We start from the raw sequence: 15260 nt of genomic DNA, 5'->3' as shown, positions 1-15260 counted from the left end.
TTATGAGACAAATGATCCATTAAAAATGATTTTCAGCCGGTTTGAATGTGCTGAAGACCGTGTTTACCCGATGTGTTTTGGTCTGTACGCCTGAAAAAATCGTCTCACACAACATTTTTGTGAGACATGCATTTCGCATTTTTGGGTGACTCCAGTCCCCATGGCGGCGCACCGAGGAGCAACGGGTGATAGGTATGCAGGACTTCTTTGGCCGCGCGGCGGCAGCTCCCGACCGGGTGGTACTGGTCATGGCCGAGACAGGCGCGCGCTTCAACGCCGGCGAAGTGGCGCAACGTGCCCTGGCGATGGCGCAGTGGCTCCACACCCAGGGCCTGCAGGCGGGCGAGCGCTTCGCGGTGGTGCTGGAAAACCGCGTCGAGATCCTGGCGCTGGCGCTGGCGGCCCGGCAGGCCGGTCTGTATGCCGCCGTGCTCAGCACACACCTGACACCGGCCGAGGTGGCCTACATCGTGCAGGACTGTGGCGCGCGGCTGGTGGTGGCGTCCGCCAAGACCCTGCCCCAGCTGGCCGAGTTGCAGGCCCACCATCCCTTGCCCAGCTGGACGGTGGACGAGGCCCCTGCGCAAGCCGCGTCAGTGCAGGCCCCATCGCTACAGGCCGCGCTCGACGCCCTGCAGGGGGCGCCTGCGGACTTCGCCGACCGACCGCTGGGGCGCGATCTGCTGTATTCCTCGGGCACCACGGGCCGGCCCAAGGGCGTGCTCAAGCCCCTGTGGCCCGCCCACCTGCGCGGCCAGACCGACCCCGAAGCACTGGGCACGGCGCGCATCATGGGCATGGGCGAAGACACCGTGTACCTCTCGCCCGCGCCGCTGTACCACGCCGCGCCGCTGCGCTACACGCTGCGCGTGCTGGAGCTGGGCGGGCAGGCCGTGATCATGGAGCGCTTTGACGCCGAGACCGCCCTGGCCCTCATCGAGCGCTACCGCGTCACCCACAGCCAGTGGGTGCCCACCATGTTCGGCCGCATGCTCAAGCTGCCCGAGGCCGTGCGTCGGCGCTACGACCTGTCCAGCCACCGCGTGGCCATCCACGCCGCCGCGCCCTGCCCCGTGGATGTGAAGCACGCCATGCTCGACTGGTGGGGCGACATCCTGATGGAGTACTACGCGGGCTCCGAGGGCTGCGGCACGACGATGATCAACTCGGCCGAGTGGCGCCGGCGCCCCGGCTCGGTGGGCCGCCCCACCACGGGCCGGCTGCACATCGTGGGCGACGACGGGCAGGAGTTGCCCGCGGGCGAGATCGGACAGGTGTACTTCTCGGGCGGCGGACAGTTCAGCTACCTCAACGACGAGGAGAAGACGCGCCAGGCCATCAACGAGCGTGGCTGGATCACCTATGGCGACATCGGCCATGTGGATGCCGAGGGCTACCTTTACTTAAGCGACCGGCGCGCGGACCTGATCCTCTCGGGGGGCGTCAACCTGTACCCGCAGGAGATCGAGAACGCCCTGATGCGCCACCCCGACGTGTACGAGGTGGCCGTGGTGGGCGTACCCCACCCCGACTTCGGCGAGCAGCCCCTGGCGGCCGTGGTGCTGCGCCACGGCGCGCAGGCCTCGCTGGACACGGCCCACGCCATTGCCGCCCAGGCGGCCGAGGTGCTGGCGCGCATGAAGCTGCCCCAGCGCGTGGTGTTCGTCGATGCGCTGCCGCGCCTGGAGACCGGCAAGCTGCTGCGCCGCAAGCTGAAGGAGCGCTTTCGTGACGAGCCGCAGGCGGGTTTTGCCCTGCGAGACTCCTGAAACCATAGCTACTAGCGCCTACTAGATAAGCGCCAAAGCCCATTTTGACATTTAGACCCTGAGACACCGACCATGCAAGACCTGATCCAGCGCACCGTTTTCCGTGAAGACCATGAACAGTTCCGTGACGCCGTGCGCCACTTCTTCGACAAGGAAATCGTGCCGCACCTGGCCGACTGGGAGCGCAACGGCATCGTGCCCAAGGAAGTGTGGCGCAAGGCCGGTCGCGAAGGGCTGCTCAACACCATGCTGCCCGAGCCCTACGGCAGCGGCGGTGACTTCGGCCATGCGGCCGTGTTGATCGAGGAGGTAGGCCGCACCAACGCCACGGCGCTGGGCTTTCCGCTGCACTCGGACATCGTGGCGCCCTACATCTACGCCTACGGCAACCAGGAGCAGCACGACCGCTGGCTGCCCAAGATGGCCGCCGGCGAAATGATCGGCGCCATTGCCATGACCGAGCCCGGCGCGGGCAGCGACCTGAAGTCCGTGCGCACCACCGCCAAACTGGTCAAGAGCAGCGAAGGCGACCACTACCTCATCAACGGTGCCAAGACCTTCATCACCAACGGCATCAATTCCGAGATCGTGATCGTGGTCTGCAAGACCGCGCCCGACCTGGGCGCCAAGGGCGTGTCGCTGATCGTGGTGGAAGACGGCACGCCGGGTTTCAGCAAGGGCCGCAAGCTGGAAAAGATCGGCCTGATGGGGCAGGACACCTCCGAGCTGTTCTTTGACAACGTGAAGGTGCCCGTAGGCAACCTCCTGGGCGAGGAGAACATGGGCTTCAAGTACCTGATGCAGGAGCTGGCCCAGGAGCGCCTGGTGGTGGCGGTGCGCGCGGCCCGCTGCATCGAGTCCTTCCTGCAAAAGACCATCGACTACACGCGCGAGCGCAAGGCCTTCGGCCAGACCGTGTTCGAGTTCCAGAACACGCGCTTCAAGCTGGCCGAGGCCAAGGCGCAGGCCACCATGCTGCGCACCTTTGTCGACGAATGCATGAAGCTGCACATGCAGCGCAAGCTAACGCCCGAGCGCGCCGCCATGGTCAAGCTCAACGCCACGGCGCTGCAGAACAAGCTGCTCGACGAGTTCCTGCAACTGCACGGCGGCTATGGCTACATGACCGAATACCAGGTGGGCCGCGCCTGGACCGATGCCCGCATCGGCCGCATCTACGGCGGCAGCGACGAGATCATGAAGGAAATCATCGCCCGCACGCTGTAGCACGAGCCATTCCCTTTCTACATAAAACCCAAGGAGACAACACCCATGGCATTCACCCGGCGCAAGACCCTGGGCCAATGGCTGCCCCTGATCGCCCTGGCCGCCACGTGCGGCGTGGGCGCCGCACAGGCGCAGGACCATTACCCGAGCAAACCCATCCGCGTCATCGTGCCCTATCCGGCCGGCGGCGGCACGGACATCATTGCCCGACTGATCGGCACGCAGCTGTCCCAGCGCCTGGGCCAGGCCGTGGTGGTGGAAAACAAGCCCGGGGCCAGCGGCATCCTGGGCAACGACACCGTGGCCAAGGCGCCCGGCGACGGCTATACGGTGCTCATGGGCATCACCACCGTGGTGCAGATCCCGGCCCTGTACAAGAAGGTGCCCTACAAGCTGAGCGACCTGGCCCCGGTGTCGCAGGTGGCCAAGTCGGCCGACCTGCTGATGGTGCCGCGCAGCTCGGGCGTGACCACGCTGCAGCAGTTCGTGGACAAGGCCAAGGCAGCCCCCGGCACGCTCAACTTCGGCAGCTACGGCAACGCCACCTCGTCGCACATGAACGGCGAGCGCTTCAAGCAGAAGGCCGGCATCGACATCACGCACATTCCCTACCAGGGCTCGGGCCCCGAGATGGCGGCCATGCTGGGCGGGCAACTGTCGCTGGCCTTCGTGGACGCCACGGCCGCCTACCCGCACATCCATTCGGACAAGATCAACGTACTGGCCGTCACGGGCGCCCAGCGCCACCCGGCGCTGCCGCAGGTGCCGACCATGACCGAGGCCGGCTACCCCGGCCTGGAAGCCAACGGCTGGTTCGGCATGTTCGTACCCGCCACCACGCCCAAGGCCATCGTGGACAAGCTGGGCAGCGAGGTGAGTTCCATCGTCAAGTCGCCCGAGCTGAACAAGCGCCTGACCGAGATGGGCCTGATCCCCGTGGGGTCCCTGCCCGACGACTTCAAGGCCCAGATCGACAAGGACGCTGCCCACTGGAAGGCCGTGGCCGAGGCCGCCAAGATCTCGATGGACTGAGATGAAACGACGCCCCCCGAGTCGCTTCGCGCCTGCCCCCCGCTCTCGCATTTCTGCCGTGCGGGCAGGGGACGCAGCCCTCGCTGCGGGGCGGGGCGGAGCGGCGCGGGCCTAGGCCGGCATAGGCCCTTGCTTGGTGGCGGCCCTGGCTTGGGGTGCGCCGGTTGCATGGGCTGCGGGCGGTGCGTAGCGCTATGGATAACTGAGAGGCCATACAGGCAAAGGATACGCGCGATGAAACACGAAGCCCACCCCTTGGATGGAACCGGCGCCACCTGCTGGCCCTGGCCGCCGCAACCACGGCGGGAGGCCCGCTGGGCGCACGGGCGCAGACCGCGCCCACCGGCTTCGCCACCCGCCCCGTGCGGGTGGTGGTGCCCTTTGCCGCCGGCGGCGCCACCGACGTGATCGCCCGCATACTGGGCGAGCGCATGGCGCAGCGCTTTGGCCAGTCGGTGGTGGTGGACAACAAGCCCGGCGCGGCCGGCCTGATCGCCGGCGAGATGGTCGCCAAGGCGCCGCCCGACGGCATGACGGCGCTGCTGGGCACCACCTCGTCGATGCTGACCAACAAGTACCTGTACAAGAAAACGCCCTACGACCCGCTGACCGAGCTGACCCCGCTGGTGCGCGTGTGCCTGGCGCCGATCGCCCTGGTGGTCACCGCCGACACGCCGGCGCAGAACCTGCAGGACTTCATGGCCTGGATCCGCTCCCAAAAGGGCAAGCTGACCTATGGCTCCTACGGCATCGGATCGCACGGCCAACTGGCCTGCACCACGCTCAGCGAGGTGGCCGGCGCCGACATGACGCATGTGGCCTACAAAGGTGAGGCGCCGATGGTGCAGGACCTGCTGGGCGGACAGATCAAGATCGGCATGGGCAGCCTGCTGTCGCTCAAGGCGCACGTCGACGCGGGCAAGCTGCGCGCGCTGGCCGTGACCGGCCCGCGTCGCGTGCCGCTGCTACCCGAGGTGCCCACCTTCACCGAGGCCGGCTACCCACAGGATGCGCTGTCGATTGTGGGTTGGTTGGCGATTGCCGGCCCCAAAGCCATGCCGGCCGACGTGGCGCGGCAATGGGCCCAGGCCGCCAACCACGCCGTGGCCAGCCGCGAGGGCCTGGCACGCATCATCGCCGCCGGCTTCGTACCGGTGGACGACGACACGCCCGAGAAGTTCGCCCGCCTGTGGGCCCAGGAAGCCCCTGTCTGGGGCCGCCTGCTGCAAGCTGCAGGCGTTCAACCCAGCTGAGCAGCCCCGCTGGCGCCTAGGCGCTGGCGGATGCAGTGGAGCGGGCGATCAGCTTGAAGCTGCCCGTCGCCATGGCCACCAGCGTGCCGTCCTCGGCGCGCACTTCGCCGCGCACGAAGCTGATGGAGCGGCCGCGCCGCTCGCAGCGCGCGGTGGCAATCAGATCGCCCGTGCCCGCGGCGACGTAATGCAGCGTCAGGTCGATGGTGGCCACGCCATAGGCAGCCGGGTCGTGCGCGCGCGCGGCCGCAGCCAGCGTGCAGTCCAGCAGCGTAGCGATCGATCCGCCATGGACCTCGCCACGGCTGTTGGCCTGGTCCGCCTGGAAGCCCATGCGCACCTGGGCCATGTCGTGGCCGATGCGCTCACCGCGCAGCGCCATGGCGCGGGCCATGGCCATGGGCAGGCCAAAGAACATGTCGGGGGCTTCGCCGGCGAAGGGGCTCAGGGGAATGTCGGCGGTGATGGAAGACGGTTGTTGCATGAAGGGGATTGTCAGTGGTTCATGGTGCACCCGCACGGCAGGGCCCAGGCACGGGCGGCCGCGCAAGCGGCCTATGCCGGCCGCGCCGCGCTGGCGCAACCGCGAGCGGGGGAAACGGCGCAGCGGCTCAGGGGGTGTCAATCCACTCTTGCCCCCGTGGACTTGACCACGGCGGCCCAGCGCGTGATCTCGCGCTCGATGTGCGCCTGCAGCGCCTCGGGGGTGGAGCCCACGGGCTCGTAGCCGCCGGCGGCCAGTTGGGATTGCAGCTGGGGCTGGCGCAGCGCGGCGGCGATCTCGCGGCTCAGGCGCTGGGTGATCTCGGGTGGCGTGCCGGCTGGCGCGATCAGCGCATACCAGCCGGTCACGTCAAAGCCGGCCATGCCCTGCTCCTGCACCGTCGGCACCTCGGGCGCCAGGGCCGAGCGCTGCGGGCTGGTGACGGCCAGCGCATGCATTCGCCCGCTGCGGATGTGCGGCATGGAGGTGGAGATGCTGTCGAACGTGAGGTCGATGTCACCCGCCAGCATGGCGTTGACCACGCCGGCGCTGCCTTTGTAGGGCACGTGCGTCATCTTGACCCCGGCGATGCTGCTGAAGTATTCCGCCGCGAGGTGCCCGGTGTTGCCGTTGCCGGCCGAGCCAAAGGTAAGCTTGCCCGGCGCCGCCTTGGCGGCCTGGATCAGCTCATGGATGTTTTTTGCAGGCAGCTTGCCGCTGGCCGCCACCACCATGGGCAGGTTGGCCACCAGCGACACGGGGGCGAAGTCCTTGCGCGTGTCGTAGGGCAGCTTGGGATAAAGGCTGTCGTTGATGGCATGCGCGGCCAGCACCATGAACACGGTGTAGCCATCGGGCTTGGCCCGCGCCACATACTGCGAGGCCAGCGTGCCGCCCGCCCCGGGTTTGTACTCCAGCACCACGGGCTGGCCCAGCTGCTGCTGCAACTGCATCGCCAAGGGGCGCCCCAGCAAGTCGGCGCTGCCACCAGGCGGGTAGGGAATCACGAGCTGGATCGGCTTAGCGGGCCAGGCGTCCGCGGCGTAGGCAACGGGCGCCAGCAGGGCGCTGGCGGTCAGGGCCATGCTGGCGAGCAAGGCGCGGCGCAGCCGCGAGGGACGAGGCAGTGACATGGCAGTCTCCGGGTGGTGAGAGGAAAGTCAGCCGGCGATGGGCGCCGCTTGCAGGTACTGCTCGCGCAGCGTGCGCTTGAGCACCTTGCCGATCTCGCTGCGCGGCAGGCGTTCGACCAGCCGCAGGTCGGCCACGCGCTGGGTCTTGCCCACGCGGGTGTTGAGCCATTCGCGCAATTCTTCTGCGGTGGGCTGTGAGCCCGAGCGCCCCACCACATAGGCCACGGGTGTCTCGCCCCACTGCTCGGAGGGCACGCCGACCACGGCGCACTCGGCCACCTGCGGGTGCTGGCACAGCACAGCCTCGATGTCGCTCGGGTAGACGTTGAAGCCGCCCGTGATGATCATGTCCTTCTTGCGGTCGCCCAGCACGATGAAGCCGTCCGCGTCCAGCCGGCCCACGTCGCCGCTGCGGATGTAGCGCCGGCCTTCCGCATCGAACCACTCGGCCTCGCGCGTCTTGTCCGGCAGGCGGTAGTAGCCGCTCATCATCCCGGCCGAGCGGCCGACGATCTCGCCCTGCTCGCCCGCAGGCAGTTCGCGCCCCTGCTCGTCGATGAACCGGATGTCGGCGCCCTCGCCTGGGCGGCCCACGGTGTGCAGCTTGTGCGGAAAGTCATGGCAGTGCAGCTCGCAGCGCACGCCGCCTTCGGTCATGCCGTAGTACTCGATGAGCCGGCCCGGCCAGCGCCGCAGCACCTCGGCCTTGAGCGCGGCACTGAAGGGCGCGCTGGTGCAGAACTTGTGTTGCAGCCGGCTCAAGTCCGTGCGGTCGAAATCCGGGCAGGCCATCAGTCGCTGGTACTGCACGGGCACCAGCATGGTGTGGGTGGCGCCGTGCTGCTGGGCCAGCGCCAGATAGCGCGTGGCATCGAACTTGCGCATCAGCACCAGCGTGCCGCCCAGCGCCAGCGTGGGCAGCGCCGCCACCAGCGTGGTGTTGGAATACAGCGGCGTGGCGCACAGCGAGACGGCATCAGGCCCGTAGCCGTTGGTGACTGCGCGCCGCACATGCGCCCAGCGCATGGCCCAGGACTGCACGATGCCCTTGGGCACGCCCGTGGTGCCCGAGGAATAGATCACGTTGAACGGCCAGTCGGGCGCGGGCGTGATCGGTGCCGGTGCGCCGTCGCCCTGGACCAGCCATTGCGACCAGGGCTCGCCCGCTTCGGGCGCATCGTCCAGGGCCACGCAACGCAGCGCAGCGCCCGCATGCAGCGGCCATTGCGCGGCCACCTCGCGGTCGCGCAGCACCAGGCGCGCGCCGCAGTTGTCCAGCATGGCGCTCAGGTGCTCGGCCGTGGCCGAGGGCGCCAGCGGCGCCACGGCCACGCCGGCGCGCAGAGCGCCCAGGTAGGCCAGCACATATTCGACCGAGGTGCCTGCGCAGATGGCCACCACATCGCCGGGTTGCATGCCGTCACGCTGCAGGCTGCGCGCCACGCGGTCCATGCCGGCGTGCAGCGCGGCGTAGTCCAGCCGCTGGCCCTCCAGGACCAGGGCGGTGTGGCCAGGGCGGTGCGCGGCCTGGCGTTCAATCAGTTCGGGCAGCGAGCCGAAGGGCTGGGCCAGCAGGTGTTCGATGTCTGGATGCATGGAATCGGGAGAGCAGTGAAAAGAGGGGGCGCGCGCTCCGCCCGGGTTATTCGAGGGACAGGCCCGCCGCCTTGACGATCTGTGCCCAGCTCTTGCGTTCCTGGGCGATGAAGGCGTCGTACTCGGCCGGCGTCTCGCCACCGGGCACGCCGCCCAGTTCGGCAAAGCGCTGGCGCACCTCGGGCGTTTGCATGGCCTTGCGCGCCGATTGCTGCAGGCGCTCGACCACCGCATCGGGCGTGCCGGTCGGCGCCAGCAGGCCGAACCAGGCCGTGACCTGCATGGGCACGCCGGCCTCGGCCATGGTCGGCACATCAGGCAGTTGCGCCGAGCGCTCGGCGCTGGTGATGGCCAGCGCGCGGAACTTGCCGGCCTTGATGTGCGGCATGGAGCTGGGCAGGTTGTCGATCATGAAATCCACCTGCTGCCCCAGCAGCGCCGTGACGGCAGGCGCCGCGCCGGGATAAGGCACCAGGGTCACTTCGATGCCGGACTTCTGGCGGAACATCTCCGAGGACATGTGGGGCGACTGCCCCACGCCCGAGGTGGACACATTGAGGCGGCGCGTCTTCGCCAGGCTGACCAGTTCCTGCGCACTGCGCACGGGGGAGTCGGCATGGACCACGAGGATGTTGGGCACGGAGATCACGTTGGTGATGCCGCGCAGGTCGCTTTCCTTGTAGCTGAGCTGCTTGTAGAGGCTGAAGTTGATCGCCACCGGGCCGATGTTGCCCATGAGCAGCGTGTAGCCGTCGGGCTTGGCGCGCGCCACCTGCGCAGTGCCGATGCTGCCGCCGCCGCCACCTTTGTTCTCCACGACGATGGAAGTGCCCAGGTCCTTGGCCATCTTTTCGGCCAGCACGCGCGCCGCGATGTCGGTGGTGCCGCCCGCAGCGGCTGGCACGACGATGGTGATGGGACGCTCGGGCCAGGCAGCCCAGGTGGCCAGCGGAAGGGCGGTCAGGCAGAGGGCAAGCAGATGGCGGCGCAGGGGCATGTCGTGTCCTTGTCGTGTGCAATGGGGTTCACCACACGATAAGGGCAGGCTGACGGCGACGGCTCAGGGTTTCATGGGAGACACGCTTCGTGATTCAGCAACCCATGCTTAGGCAGGTTGAAAGGACGGCGGGGACGCGTGTACACGTGGTGACTGCGGCCGCCGGCCGCACACGCCTGTCAAGCCGTGGCACGCTGCACGAATCGCGCAAGACGCTCCACGCCCTCACGCAGTCTGGCCCCGTCGGACACCGCGTGGCACCAGCGCAGCCAGCCTTCACCCTCGGGGCCGAAGGCCGCGCCCGGCGCCAGGCCCAAGCCGACCTCGCTCACCAGATGTTTGGCAAGCGCCAGGGAGTCGTCAAAGCCCGCCAGGCGGAAGAACACGTACATCGCCCCGCCGGCATCGGGCACTTCCACACCCGGCACGGCACGCAGCGCTTGCACCAGCAGCCGGCGGCTTTCCACGAGGCCCGCGCGCAGCTGCGCCACATGCGCCTCGCCCTGCTGCAAAGCCACCGTTGCGGCGCGCTGCACAGGCTCGAAGATGCAGGAAAAGTTGTATTCAATAACCTTGCCCAGGTCGGCCTCCAGCGCCTCGGGCACCACCATCCAACCCGCGCGCCAACCCGTCATGCACCACGCCTTGGAACAACTGTTGACCGAGATGATGCGGTCGCCCGGTGCGTAGTGGCGCAGGAAAGAAGGTGCGCTGGCCAGCTGCGGGTCGTATACCAGACGCTCGTACACGTCGTCGCTCAGGATCCAGATGCCATGGCGGCGGCAGTGCGCGAGGATCGCCACCAGGCTTTCCTCATCGATGGTCCAGCCCGTGGGGTTGTTGGGTGAATTGAGGATGAGCATGCGCGTGCCCGGCGTGAGCGCATCCAGCAGCCGATCCAGCGCAAGCGTCCAGCGCCCGCCCCGCACCGCCAGCGGCACGCGTTCAACCTGCGCGCCCAGGATGCGCGGCATCTCCAGCAGGTTGGGCCACAGCGGCGTGACGGCCACCACGCGGTCGCCCGGCGACAGCAGCATCTGGCAGGTAAGCATCAGCCCGGTATCGCCCGAGGCCACAGCGCCGATGCGCTGGGCGGACACCTCGCGTCCGTGCAGGTCCGACAGATATTGCGCGATGGCCTCGCGCAGGTAGGGCCGGCCCAGATTCTGCGAATAGAACGTCTCGCCCGAACCGAGCGACTGCGCCGCCGCATCCCGGATGAACTGCGGCGTGGGCCGGTCGGACTCGCCAAACCAGAAGGGCAGCACGTCCGCACGGCCCATGCCGGTGTTGGCGACTTCGCGGATCAGCGATCCGCCCAGGCTCTGGATGGCGGGCCGCGCCAGGGCGGGCAGGAGGGTATCGGTGGGCGAAGCGGGGTTGTGCATGCGGGCCAGGGATGGAAAGCGAAAAGGTATGGGAAACAGGGCGCTACGGGTCGTAGCGCGTCAGCACTCCACGATGTTCACCGCGAGGCCACCGCGCGAAGTCTCCTTGTACTTGGTCATCATGTCCGCGCCGGTCTCGCGCATGGTCTTGATGACCTGGTCCAGGCTCACATGGTGCGTCCCGTCGCCATGCAGCGCCATGCGCGCGGCGTTGATGGCCTTCACCGAAGCCAGGGCGTTGCGCTCGATGCACGGGATCTGCACCAGCCCGCCCACCGGGTCGCAGGTCAGGCCCAGGTGGTGCTCCATGCCGATCTCGGCGGCGTTCTCCACCTGCGCGGGCGTACCGCCCAGCACGGCGCACAGGCCCGCCGCAGCCATGGAGCAGGCCACCCCCACCTCGCCCTGGCAACCGACCTCGGCGCCCGAGATGGAGGCGTTCTCCTTGTACAGGATGCCGATGGCGCCAGCCGTGAGCAGGAAGTCGACCACGCCAGCCTCGGTAGCGCCGGGAATGAAGCGCCAGTAGTAATGCAGCACTGCTGGCACGATGCCCGCCGCGCCATTGGTGGGGGCCGTGACCACGCGCCCGCCGGCGGCATTCTCCTCGTTCACGGCCAGGGCGAACAGGTTCACCCAGTCGATCACCTGCAGCGGGTCCTGCTGGGTGTCGGGCGCGTTCTGCAGCGCCTGGTGCAGCGCGGGCGCACGCCGGCGCACTTGGAAGCCGCCGGGCAGCACGCCGCCCACGCTGCAGCCGCGCGCCACGCAGTCCTGCATGGCGCGCCAGATGGCGAGCAGGCCGGCGTCGATCTCGGCGTCGGTGCGCCAGTGGCGTTCGTTCAGGCGCATCACCTGCGCGATCGATCCGCCCTGCGCCGCGGCCTGCGCCAGCAGCTGTTCGCCACTGTGAAAGGGCAGCGGCAGCACCTCGGTGTCGGGCGCGATGGCGGCCTGGCGCTGTGCGTCGGCGGCCGCCTCCTCGCTCACGATGAAGCCGCCGCCCACCGAGTAGTACACCTGCGCGGCCAGCGTGCCGCCCGCCGCATCGAAAGCCTCGAAACGCATGCCGTTGGCGTGCAGTGGCAGCGTGACGTCGGGCACCAGCAGCAGGTCGGCCGCCTCGTCGAATGCCACTTCGGGGCCGTCGGCCAGCGGCAGGCGGCGCCGGCTGCGGATGCGGGCGATGAGCGGCTCGATGGCGTCCACCTCCACGGTGTCCGGCGCATGGCCGGCCAGGCCCAGCAGTACGGCGCGGTCGCTCGCGTGCCCGCGCCCCGTGGCGCCCAGCGAGCCGTAGAGCGTGCTGCGCACGCGCGCCACCTGCGCCAGCACCCCCTCGCGCGCCAGCCGCTGCGCGAACAGCCGCGCAGCGCGCATGGGCCCCACGGTGTGCGAACTGGACGGCCCGATGCCAATCTTGAACAAGTCGAAAACGCTGACGGCCATGGGCAAGACTCCAGAGGGCAAGGGTTACGGTCGTGCGCCATGCTGGCGCGGTCGCGATGGCAAGGGAATCGGGTGTTTCGCCCTAGCCAGGCCCCGTCGGTGCCGCAAGCGGCGCCGGCTGCACGCGCAGCGCCAGGCAGAAGGGCTGCACGCAGGGTGCGCGGCCTTCGTAGGGGCAGCCGGGCGCGCTGCAGGGGGGCTCGGCCGCACGGTCGTGTTCTTGCACACGCGACTGGCCGCTGGCCTGCAGCGCGGCCAGGGCCAGCCAGGGGTCGGTGCGCGCCTGCAGCGGGTCGCGCCCGTACACCACGGCGGCCGCACCGGGTGCCGGCGCCAGGTCCAGCGACAGCCACCCGCTGGTGCGCTGGCCCGCGGCGCCCGGGCCTTGCAGCACCAGCGCGAACAGTCCGGGCGCCAGCGCCTGTGGCGGTCCGGCAAAGCCCACCGACAGGGCCGCTGGCGCGGTGGGCGCAGACGGCAGCGCAGGCATTGCGGCAGCAGGCAGGCGCAGCGTGAGCGTGAAGCCGCGCGCACCGTCGGGCGTGTACACCATGCCTTGCGCCACGCGCGCAATCTGCAAAGCCGGCAGTCCGGTGCCGCCGGCCGCCGGGTCGGTGCCGGCGGGCCACGGCTGGGCCGCCAGCACACGCGGCGCCGCGCCGCCTGCCGGGCCGAGTTGCTGCACCAGCGTATTCAACAGCCGCAGCAGCGGCGCCCCCACACCCTGGGCAGGCCACGGCGCAGGGATGGCCGCGGCGCGCGCAGAAGCGCCCTCGTCGGCCACGGCATCGGCGGAAAGAGCCGCCGGCCCGTGGGATGCGGCCGCTGCCCTGGACGGTGCAACCGCGCCGCCAGCCATCGCCTGCAAGCCCTGGCGTGCCTGATCGGAAAGGCTTACCCGCTCACGGCCTGCCGGCACGGCAGGCATGGGGGGCAGCGCCGTCGGCAGCAGGTTTGGCGAAAACGGCACAGGGGGAGCGTCGGTCGGCGCGGAGCCTGCTGGCGCGGCGCCCGCCGGGGTGGGCGCTGCCGGCGCGGCCAGCAGCCAGTTCTGCCGCTGCAGCGCAGCCTCGGCCAGCACGCGCACGGTGGGTGCCAGCGGCGGACGGGGCGGGTCGATGGAGGAGGCCATGGCGCCCCAGTGTCGCAGAGCGCGAGCCCCGCGCCAACGGTGGCGGCCTCCCGAGGGGAGGCTTTTTGCTACTCAATTAATAGCTTCTACCGCTTACTGGATAAGCGCTAGAGGCAATTTTGTTTCAAAACCCTGCGCGGAGCCTCATCCCTTGAGGCCCAGCCGCCGCGCGAGCTTGTGCAGGTTGCTGGGGTCCACGTCCAGCGTGCGCGCGGCCTGCGCCCAGTTGCCGCCGTGCGCCACCAGAGCGGCATTCAGGACCTGGCGCTGGCAGGCATCCACCGCGTCGCGCAGCGTGCCCGTGGGCGCGGCCAACGACAAGGCGCCGCCTGCCGCGGGTGCCATGGGGGCATCGCTGCGGGGCGTGGCCACGGGTTCGTCCAGCGCGTCCAGGTCCAGCAGGCCGGCCTCCAGGGTGACGATCTCGTTGCGGTCCACGCCGCGGCTCAGGGCCTTGAGCGCGGCGCGGCTGATCACGTGTTCCAGCTCGCGCACGTTGCCCGGCCAGCGGTAGCGGCGCAGCGCGGCCTGCGCGTCAGGCGACAGGCGCAGGCTGCGCAGCCCCAGGCGGGCACGGTTGAGCTCCAAAAAGCGCCCGGCCAGCACCAGCACGTCGTTGCCCCGCTCGCGCAGCGGGGGAATGGGCACGGGGTAGACCGAGAGGCGGTGGTACAGGTCGGCGCGGAAGGCCCCGCTGGCCACCTGCTCGCGCAGGTTGCGGTTGGTCGCCGCAATCACGCGCACGTGCACGCTGCGCGGGCGGTCGGCGCCCAGGCGCTGGATCTCGCCGTTTTGCAGCGTGCGCAACAGCTTGGCCTGCACGGACAGGGGCAGCTCCCCCACCTCGTCCAGGAACAGCGTGCCGCCCTCGGCGGCCTCGAAGCGGCCCGCGCGGTCACTCACCGCGCCCGAGAACGCGCCGCGCACGTGGCCGAACAGCTCGCTCTCGGCCAGCGACTCGGGCAGCGCCGCGCAGTTCACGTGCACCAGCGGGCGGGCGCGCCGCGGCGACTGGTGGTGCAGCAGCCGCGCGAACAGCTCCTTGCCCACGCCGGTCTCGCCCAGCAGCAGCACGGGCAGCTCGGACGCGGCCACCACGCTCAGCTCATGCAGCAGCCGCTTGAGGGCCGGGCTTTCGCCCACGATCTCCAGCTCGCCAGCGCCGCCGCGCTCGGGCGTCGCCAGCGCCAGGTCGCCTTCGGCCGGGCCGGTCGCGGCCATGCGCAGGGTGCGCAGTTCCTGCTCCAGCCGCGCCACGCGCACCACGGCCTCCACCAGCGGCACCCACTGGCCCAGCCGCTGGCGCGCGGCGGGTCCGAAAGTGCCGGTGGCCAGGGCATCCAGCGTGAGCACGCCCCAGGGCCGCCCCTCCACGTGCAGGGCCACACCCATGCAGTCGTGCACGGGCAGCGGCTCGCCCACCAGGGTGTCGAGCAGGCCGTCGTAGGGGTCGGGCAACTGGCTGTCGTGCTCGAAGCAGGTCACCTCGCGCCGCGTGAGGATGGCCGCCAGCCGTGGGTGCTGGCCTACGGCAAAACGCCGGCCCAGGGCGTCGCTCACCAGCCCGGTGACGGCCACGGGGCGCAGGCGCTCCTCCTCCAGCCGCAGCAGGGCCACGGCCCCGCAGCCGAACTGCGTGCGCAGCAGGTCCACCAGGCGCTGCAGGCGCACGGCCTGGGGCAGCTCGGCCCCCAGGTCGGCGCACAGCAGCAGTGCGGAGGTGGCGGCCGCGGGCGATGCCTCAACAGTGGTCATAAAAACCCTTTAAAGGTGTTTTTTACCCAAATTGACATGGGTCTA

General features: G+C 69.6%; 12 protein-coding genes. 4 read left to right on the top strand and 8 right to left on the bottom strand.

All coding sequences use genetic code 11. From position 1 onward, the window contains the following. Positions 1 to 194 precede the first annotated feature (194 nt). The 4 genes from MRB47_RS00640 (at position 195) to MRB47_RS00625 (ending at position 5281) form a co-directional block, all read left to right on the top strand. Positions 195 to 1769 carry an AMP-binding protein gene (locus MRB47_RS00640; RefSeq protein ID WP_252101606.1) on the top strand — a complete coding sequence of 525 codons (1575 nt, stop codon included), beginning with the start codon at positions 195 to 197 and terminating at the stop codon, positions 1767 to 1769. A 72-nt stretch (positions 1770 to 1841) separates the two neighbouring features. Continuing rightward, positions 1842 to 2996 carry an acyl-CoA dehydrogenase family protein gene (locus tag MRB47_RS00635; RefSeq protein ID WP_252101605.1) on the top strand — a complete coding sequence of 385 codons (1155 nt, stop codon included), beginning with the start codon at positions 1842 to 1844 and terminating at the stop codon, positions 2994 to 2996. 45 nt (positions 2997 to 3041) lie between these two features. Then, complete coding sequence (locus MRB47_RS00630; protein ID WP_252101604.1) at positions 3042 to 4028, top strand: Bug family tripartite tricarboxylate transporter substrate binding protein; 987 nt, start codon at positions 3042 to 3044, stop codon at positions 4026 to 4028. 362 nt (positions 4029 to 4390) lie between these two features. After that, positions 4391 to 5281 carry a Bug family tripartite tricarboxylate transporter substrate binding protein gene (locus tag MRB47_RS00625; protein ID WP_252101603.1) on the top strand — a complete coding sequence of 297 codons (891 nt, stop codon included), beginning with the start codon at positions 4391 to 4393 and terminating at the stop codon, positions 5279 to 5281. 16 nt (positions 5282 to 5297) lie between these two features. Here the strand turns inward: MRB47_RS00625 and MRB47_RS00620 are convergent, their stop codons facing one another. The 8 genes from MRB47_RS00620 to norR form a co-directional block, all read right to left on the bottom strand. Next, on the bottom strand, positions 5298 to 5765 hold the full coding sequence (locus MRB47_RS00620; RefSeq protein WP_088887948.1) for a PaaI family thioesterase: 468 nt from the start codon (positions 5763 to 5765) through the stop codon (positions 5298 to 5300). 137 nt (positions 5766 to 5902) lie between these two features. Then, entirely contained in the window at positions 5903 to 6898 is a 996-nt protein-coding gene (locus tag MRB47_RS00615; RefSeq protein ID WP_252101602.1) for a Bug family tripartite tricarboxylate transporter substrate binding protein, read from the bottom strand. Positions 6899 to 6925: 27 nt separating this feature from the next. Next, a complete protein-coding gene (locus MRB47_RS00610; protein ID WP_088887950.1) occupies positions 6926 to 8494 on the bottom strand; it encodes a class I adenylate-forming enzyme family protein in 1569 nt (522 codons plus the stop codon). A 46-nt stretch (positions 8495 to 8540) separates the two neighbouring features. Continuing rightward, positions 8541 to 9491: a Bug family tripartite tricarboxylate transporter substrate binding protein gene (locus MRB47_RS00605; protein ID WP_012655220.1), complete on the bottom strand. Its 951-nt coding sequence runs from the start codon at positions 9489 to 9491 to the stop codon at positions 8541 to 8543. A gap of 179 nt (positions 9492 to 9670) precedes the next feature. Next, positions 9671 to 10879, bottom strand: coding sequence for a pyridoxal phosphate-dependent aminotransferase (locus MRB47_RS00600; protein WP_252101601.1), 1209 nt, complete (start codon positions 10877 to 10879; stop codon positions 9671 to 9673). Between the two features lie 60 nt (positions 10880 to 10939). After that, a complete protein-coding gene (locus tag MRB47_RS00595) occupies positions 10940 to 12328 on the bottom strand; it encodes an L-serine ammonia-lyase (protein WP_088887953.1) in 1389 nt (462 codons plus the stop codon). A gap of 82 nt (positions 12329 to 12410) precedes the next feature. After that, entirely contained in the window at positions 12411 to 13460 is a 1050-nt protein-coding gene (locus MRB47_RS00590; protein WP_252101600.1) for a hypothetical protein, read from the bottom strand. Positions 13461 to 13604: 144 nt separating this feature from the next. Beyond that, positions 13605 to 15215 (bottom strand): nitric oxide reductase transcriptional regulator NorR, encoded by a 1611-nt coding sequence (gene norR, locus MRB47_RS00585; protein ID WP_252101599.1) that lies wholly within the window; start codon positions 15213 to 15215, stop codon positions 13605 to 13607. Positions 15216 to 15260: the final 45 nt, after the last annotated feature.

This window comes from Diaphorobacter sp. LI3, from assembly GCF_022807955.1.
GTDB classification, from domain to species: domain Bacteria; phylum Pseudomonadota; class Gammaproteobacteria; order Burkholderiales; family Burkholderiaceae_C; genus Diaphorobacter; species Diaphorobacter nitroreducens.
Note: the sequence above shows the minus strand (reverse complement) of the source record. Positions and strands in the feature narration are given on the sequence as shown.

Excerpts from the sequence above, each read along its gene's own strand:
- MRB47_RS00640 (WP_252101606.1), top strand. The coding sequence starts at position 195 with ATGCAGGACTTCTTTGGCCGCGCGGCGGCAGCTCCCGACCGGGTGGTA.
- MRB47_RS00605 (WP_012655220.1), bottom strand. The coding sequence starts at position 9,491 with ATGCCCCTGCGCCGCCATCTGCTTGCCCTCTGCCTGACCGCCCTTCCG.
- MRB47_RS00620 (WP_088887948.1), bottom strand. The coding sequence starts at position 5,765 with ATGCAACAACCGTCTTCCATCACCGCCGACATTCCCCTGAGCCCCTTC.
- MRB47_RS00635 (WP_252101605.1), top strand. The coding sequence starts at position 1,842 with ATGCAAGACCTGATCCAGCGCACCGTTTTCCGTGAAGACCATGAACAG.
- MRB47_RS00595 (WP_088887953.1), bottom strand. The coding sequence starts at position 12,328 with ATGGCCGTCAGCGTTTTCGACTTGTTCAAGATTGGCATCGGGCCGTCC.
- MRB47_RS00630 (WP_252101604.1), top strand. The coding sequence starts at position 3,042 with ATGGCATTCACCCGGCGCAAGACCCTGGGCCAATGGCTGCCCCTGATC.
- MRB47_RS00600 (WP_252101601.1), bottom strand. The coding sequence starts at position 10,879 with ATGCACAACCCCGCTTCGCCCACCGATACCCTCCTGCCCGCCCTGGCG.
- MRB47_RS00590 (WP_252101600.1), bottom strand. The coding sequence starts at position 13,460 with ATGGCCTCCTCCATCGACCCGCCCCGTCCGCCGCTGGCACCCACCGTG.
- norR (WP_252101599.1), bottom strand. The coding sequence starts at position 15,215 with ATGACCACTGTTGAGGCATCGCCCGCGGCCGCCACCTCCGCACTGCTG.
- MRB47_RS00615 (WP_252101602.1), bottom strand. The coding sequence starts at position 6,898 with ATGTCACTGCCTCGTCCCTCGCGGCTGCGCCGCGCCTTGCTCGCCAGC.
- MRB47_RS00610 (WP_088887950.1), bottom strand. The coding sequence starts at position 8,494 with ATGCATCCAGACATCGAACACCTGCTGGCCCAGCCCTTCGGCTCGCTG.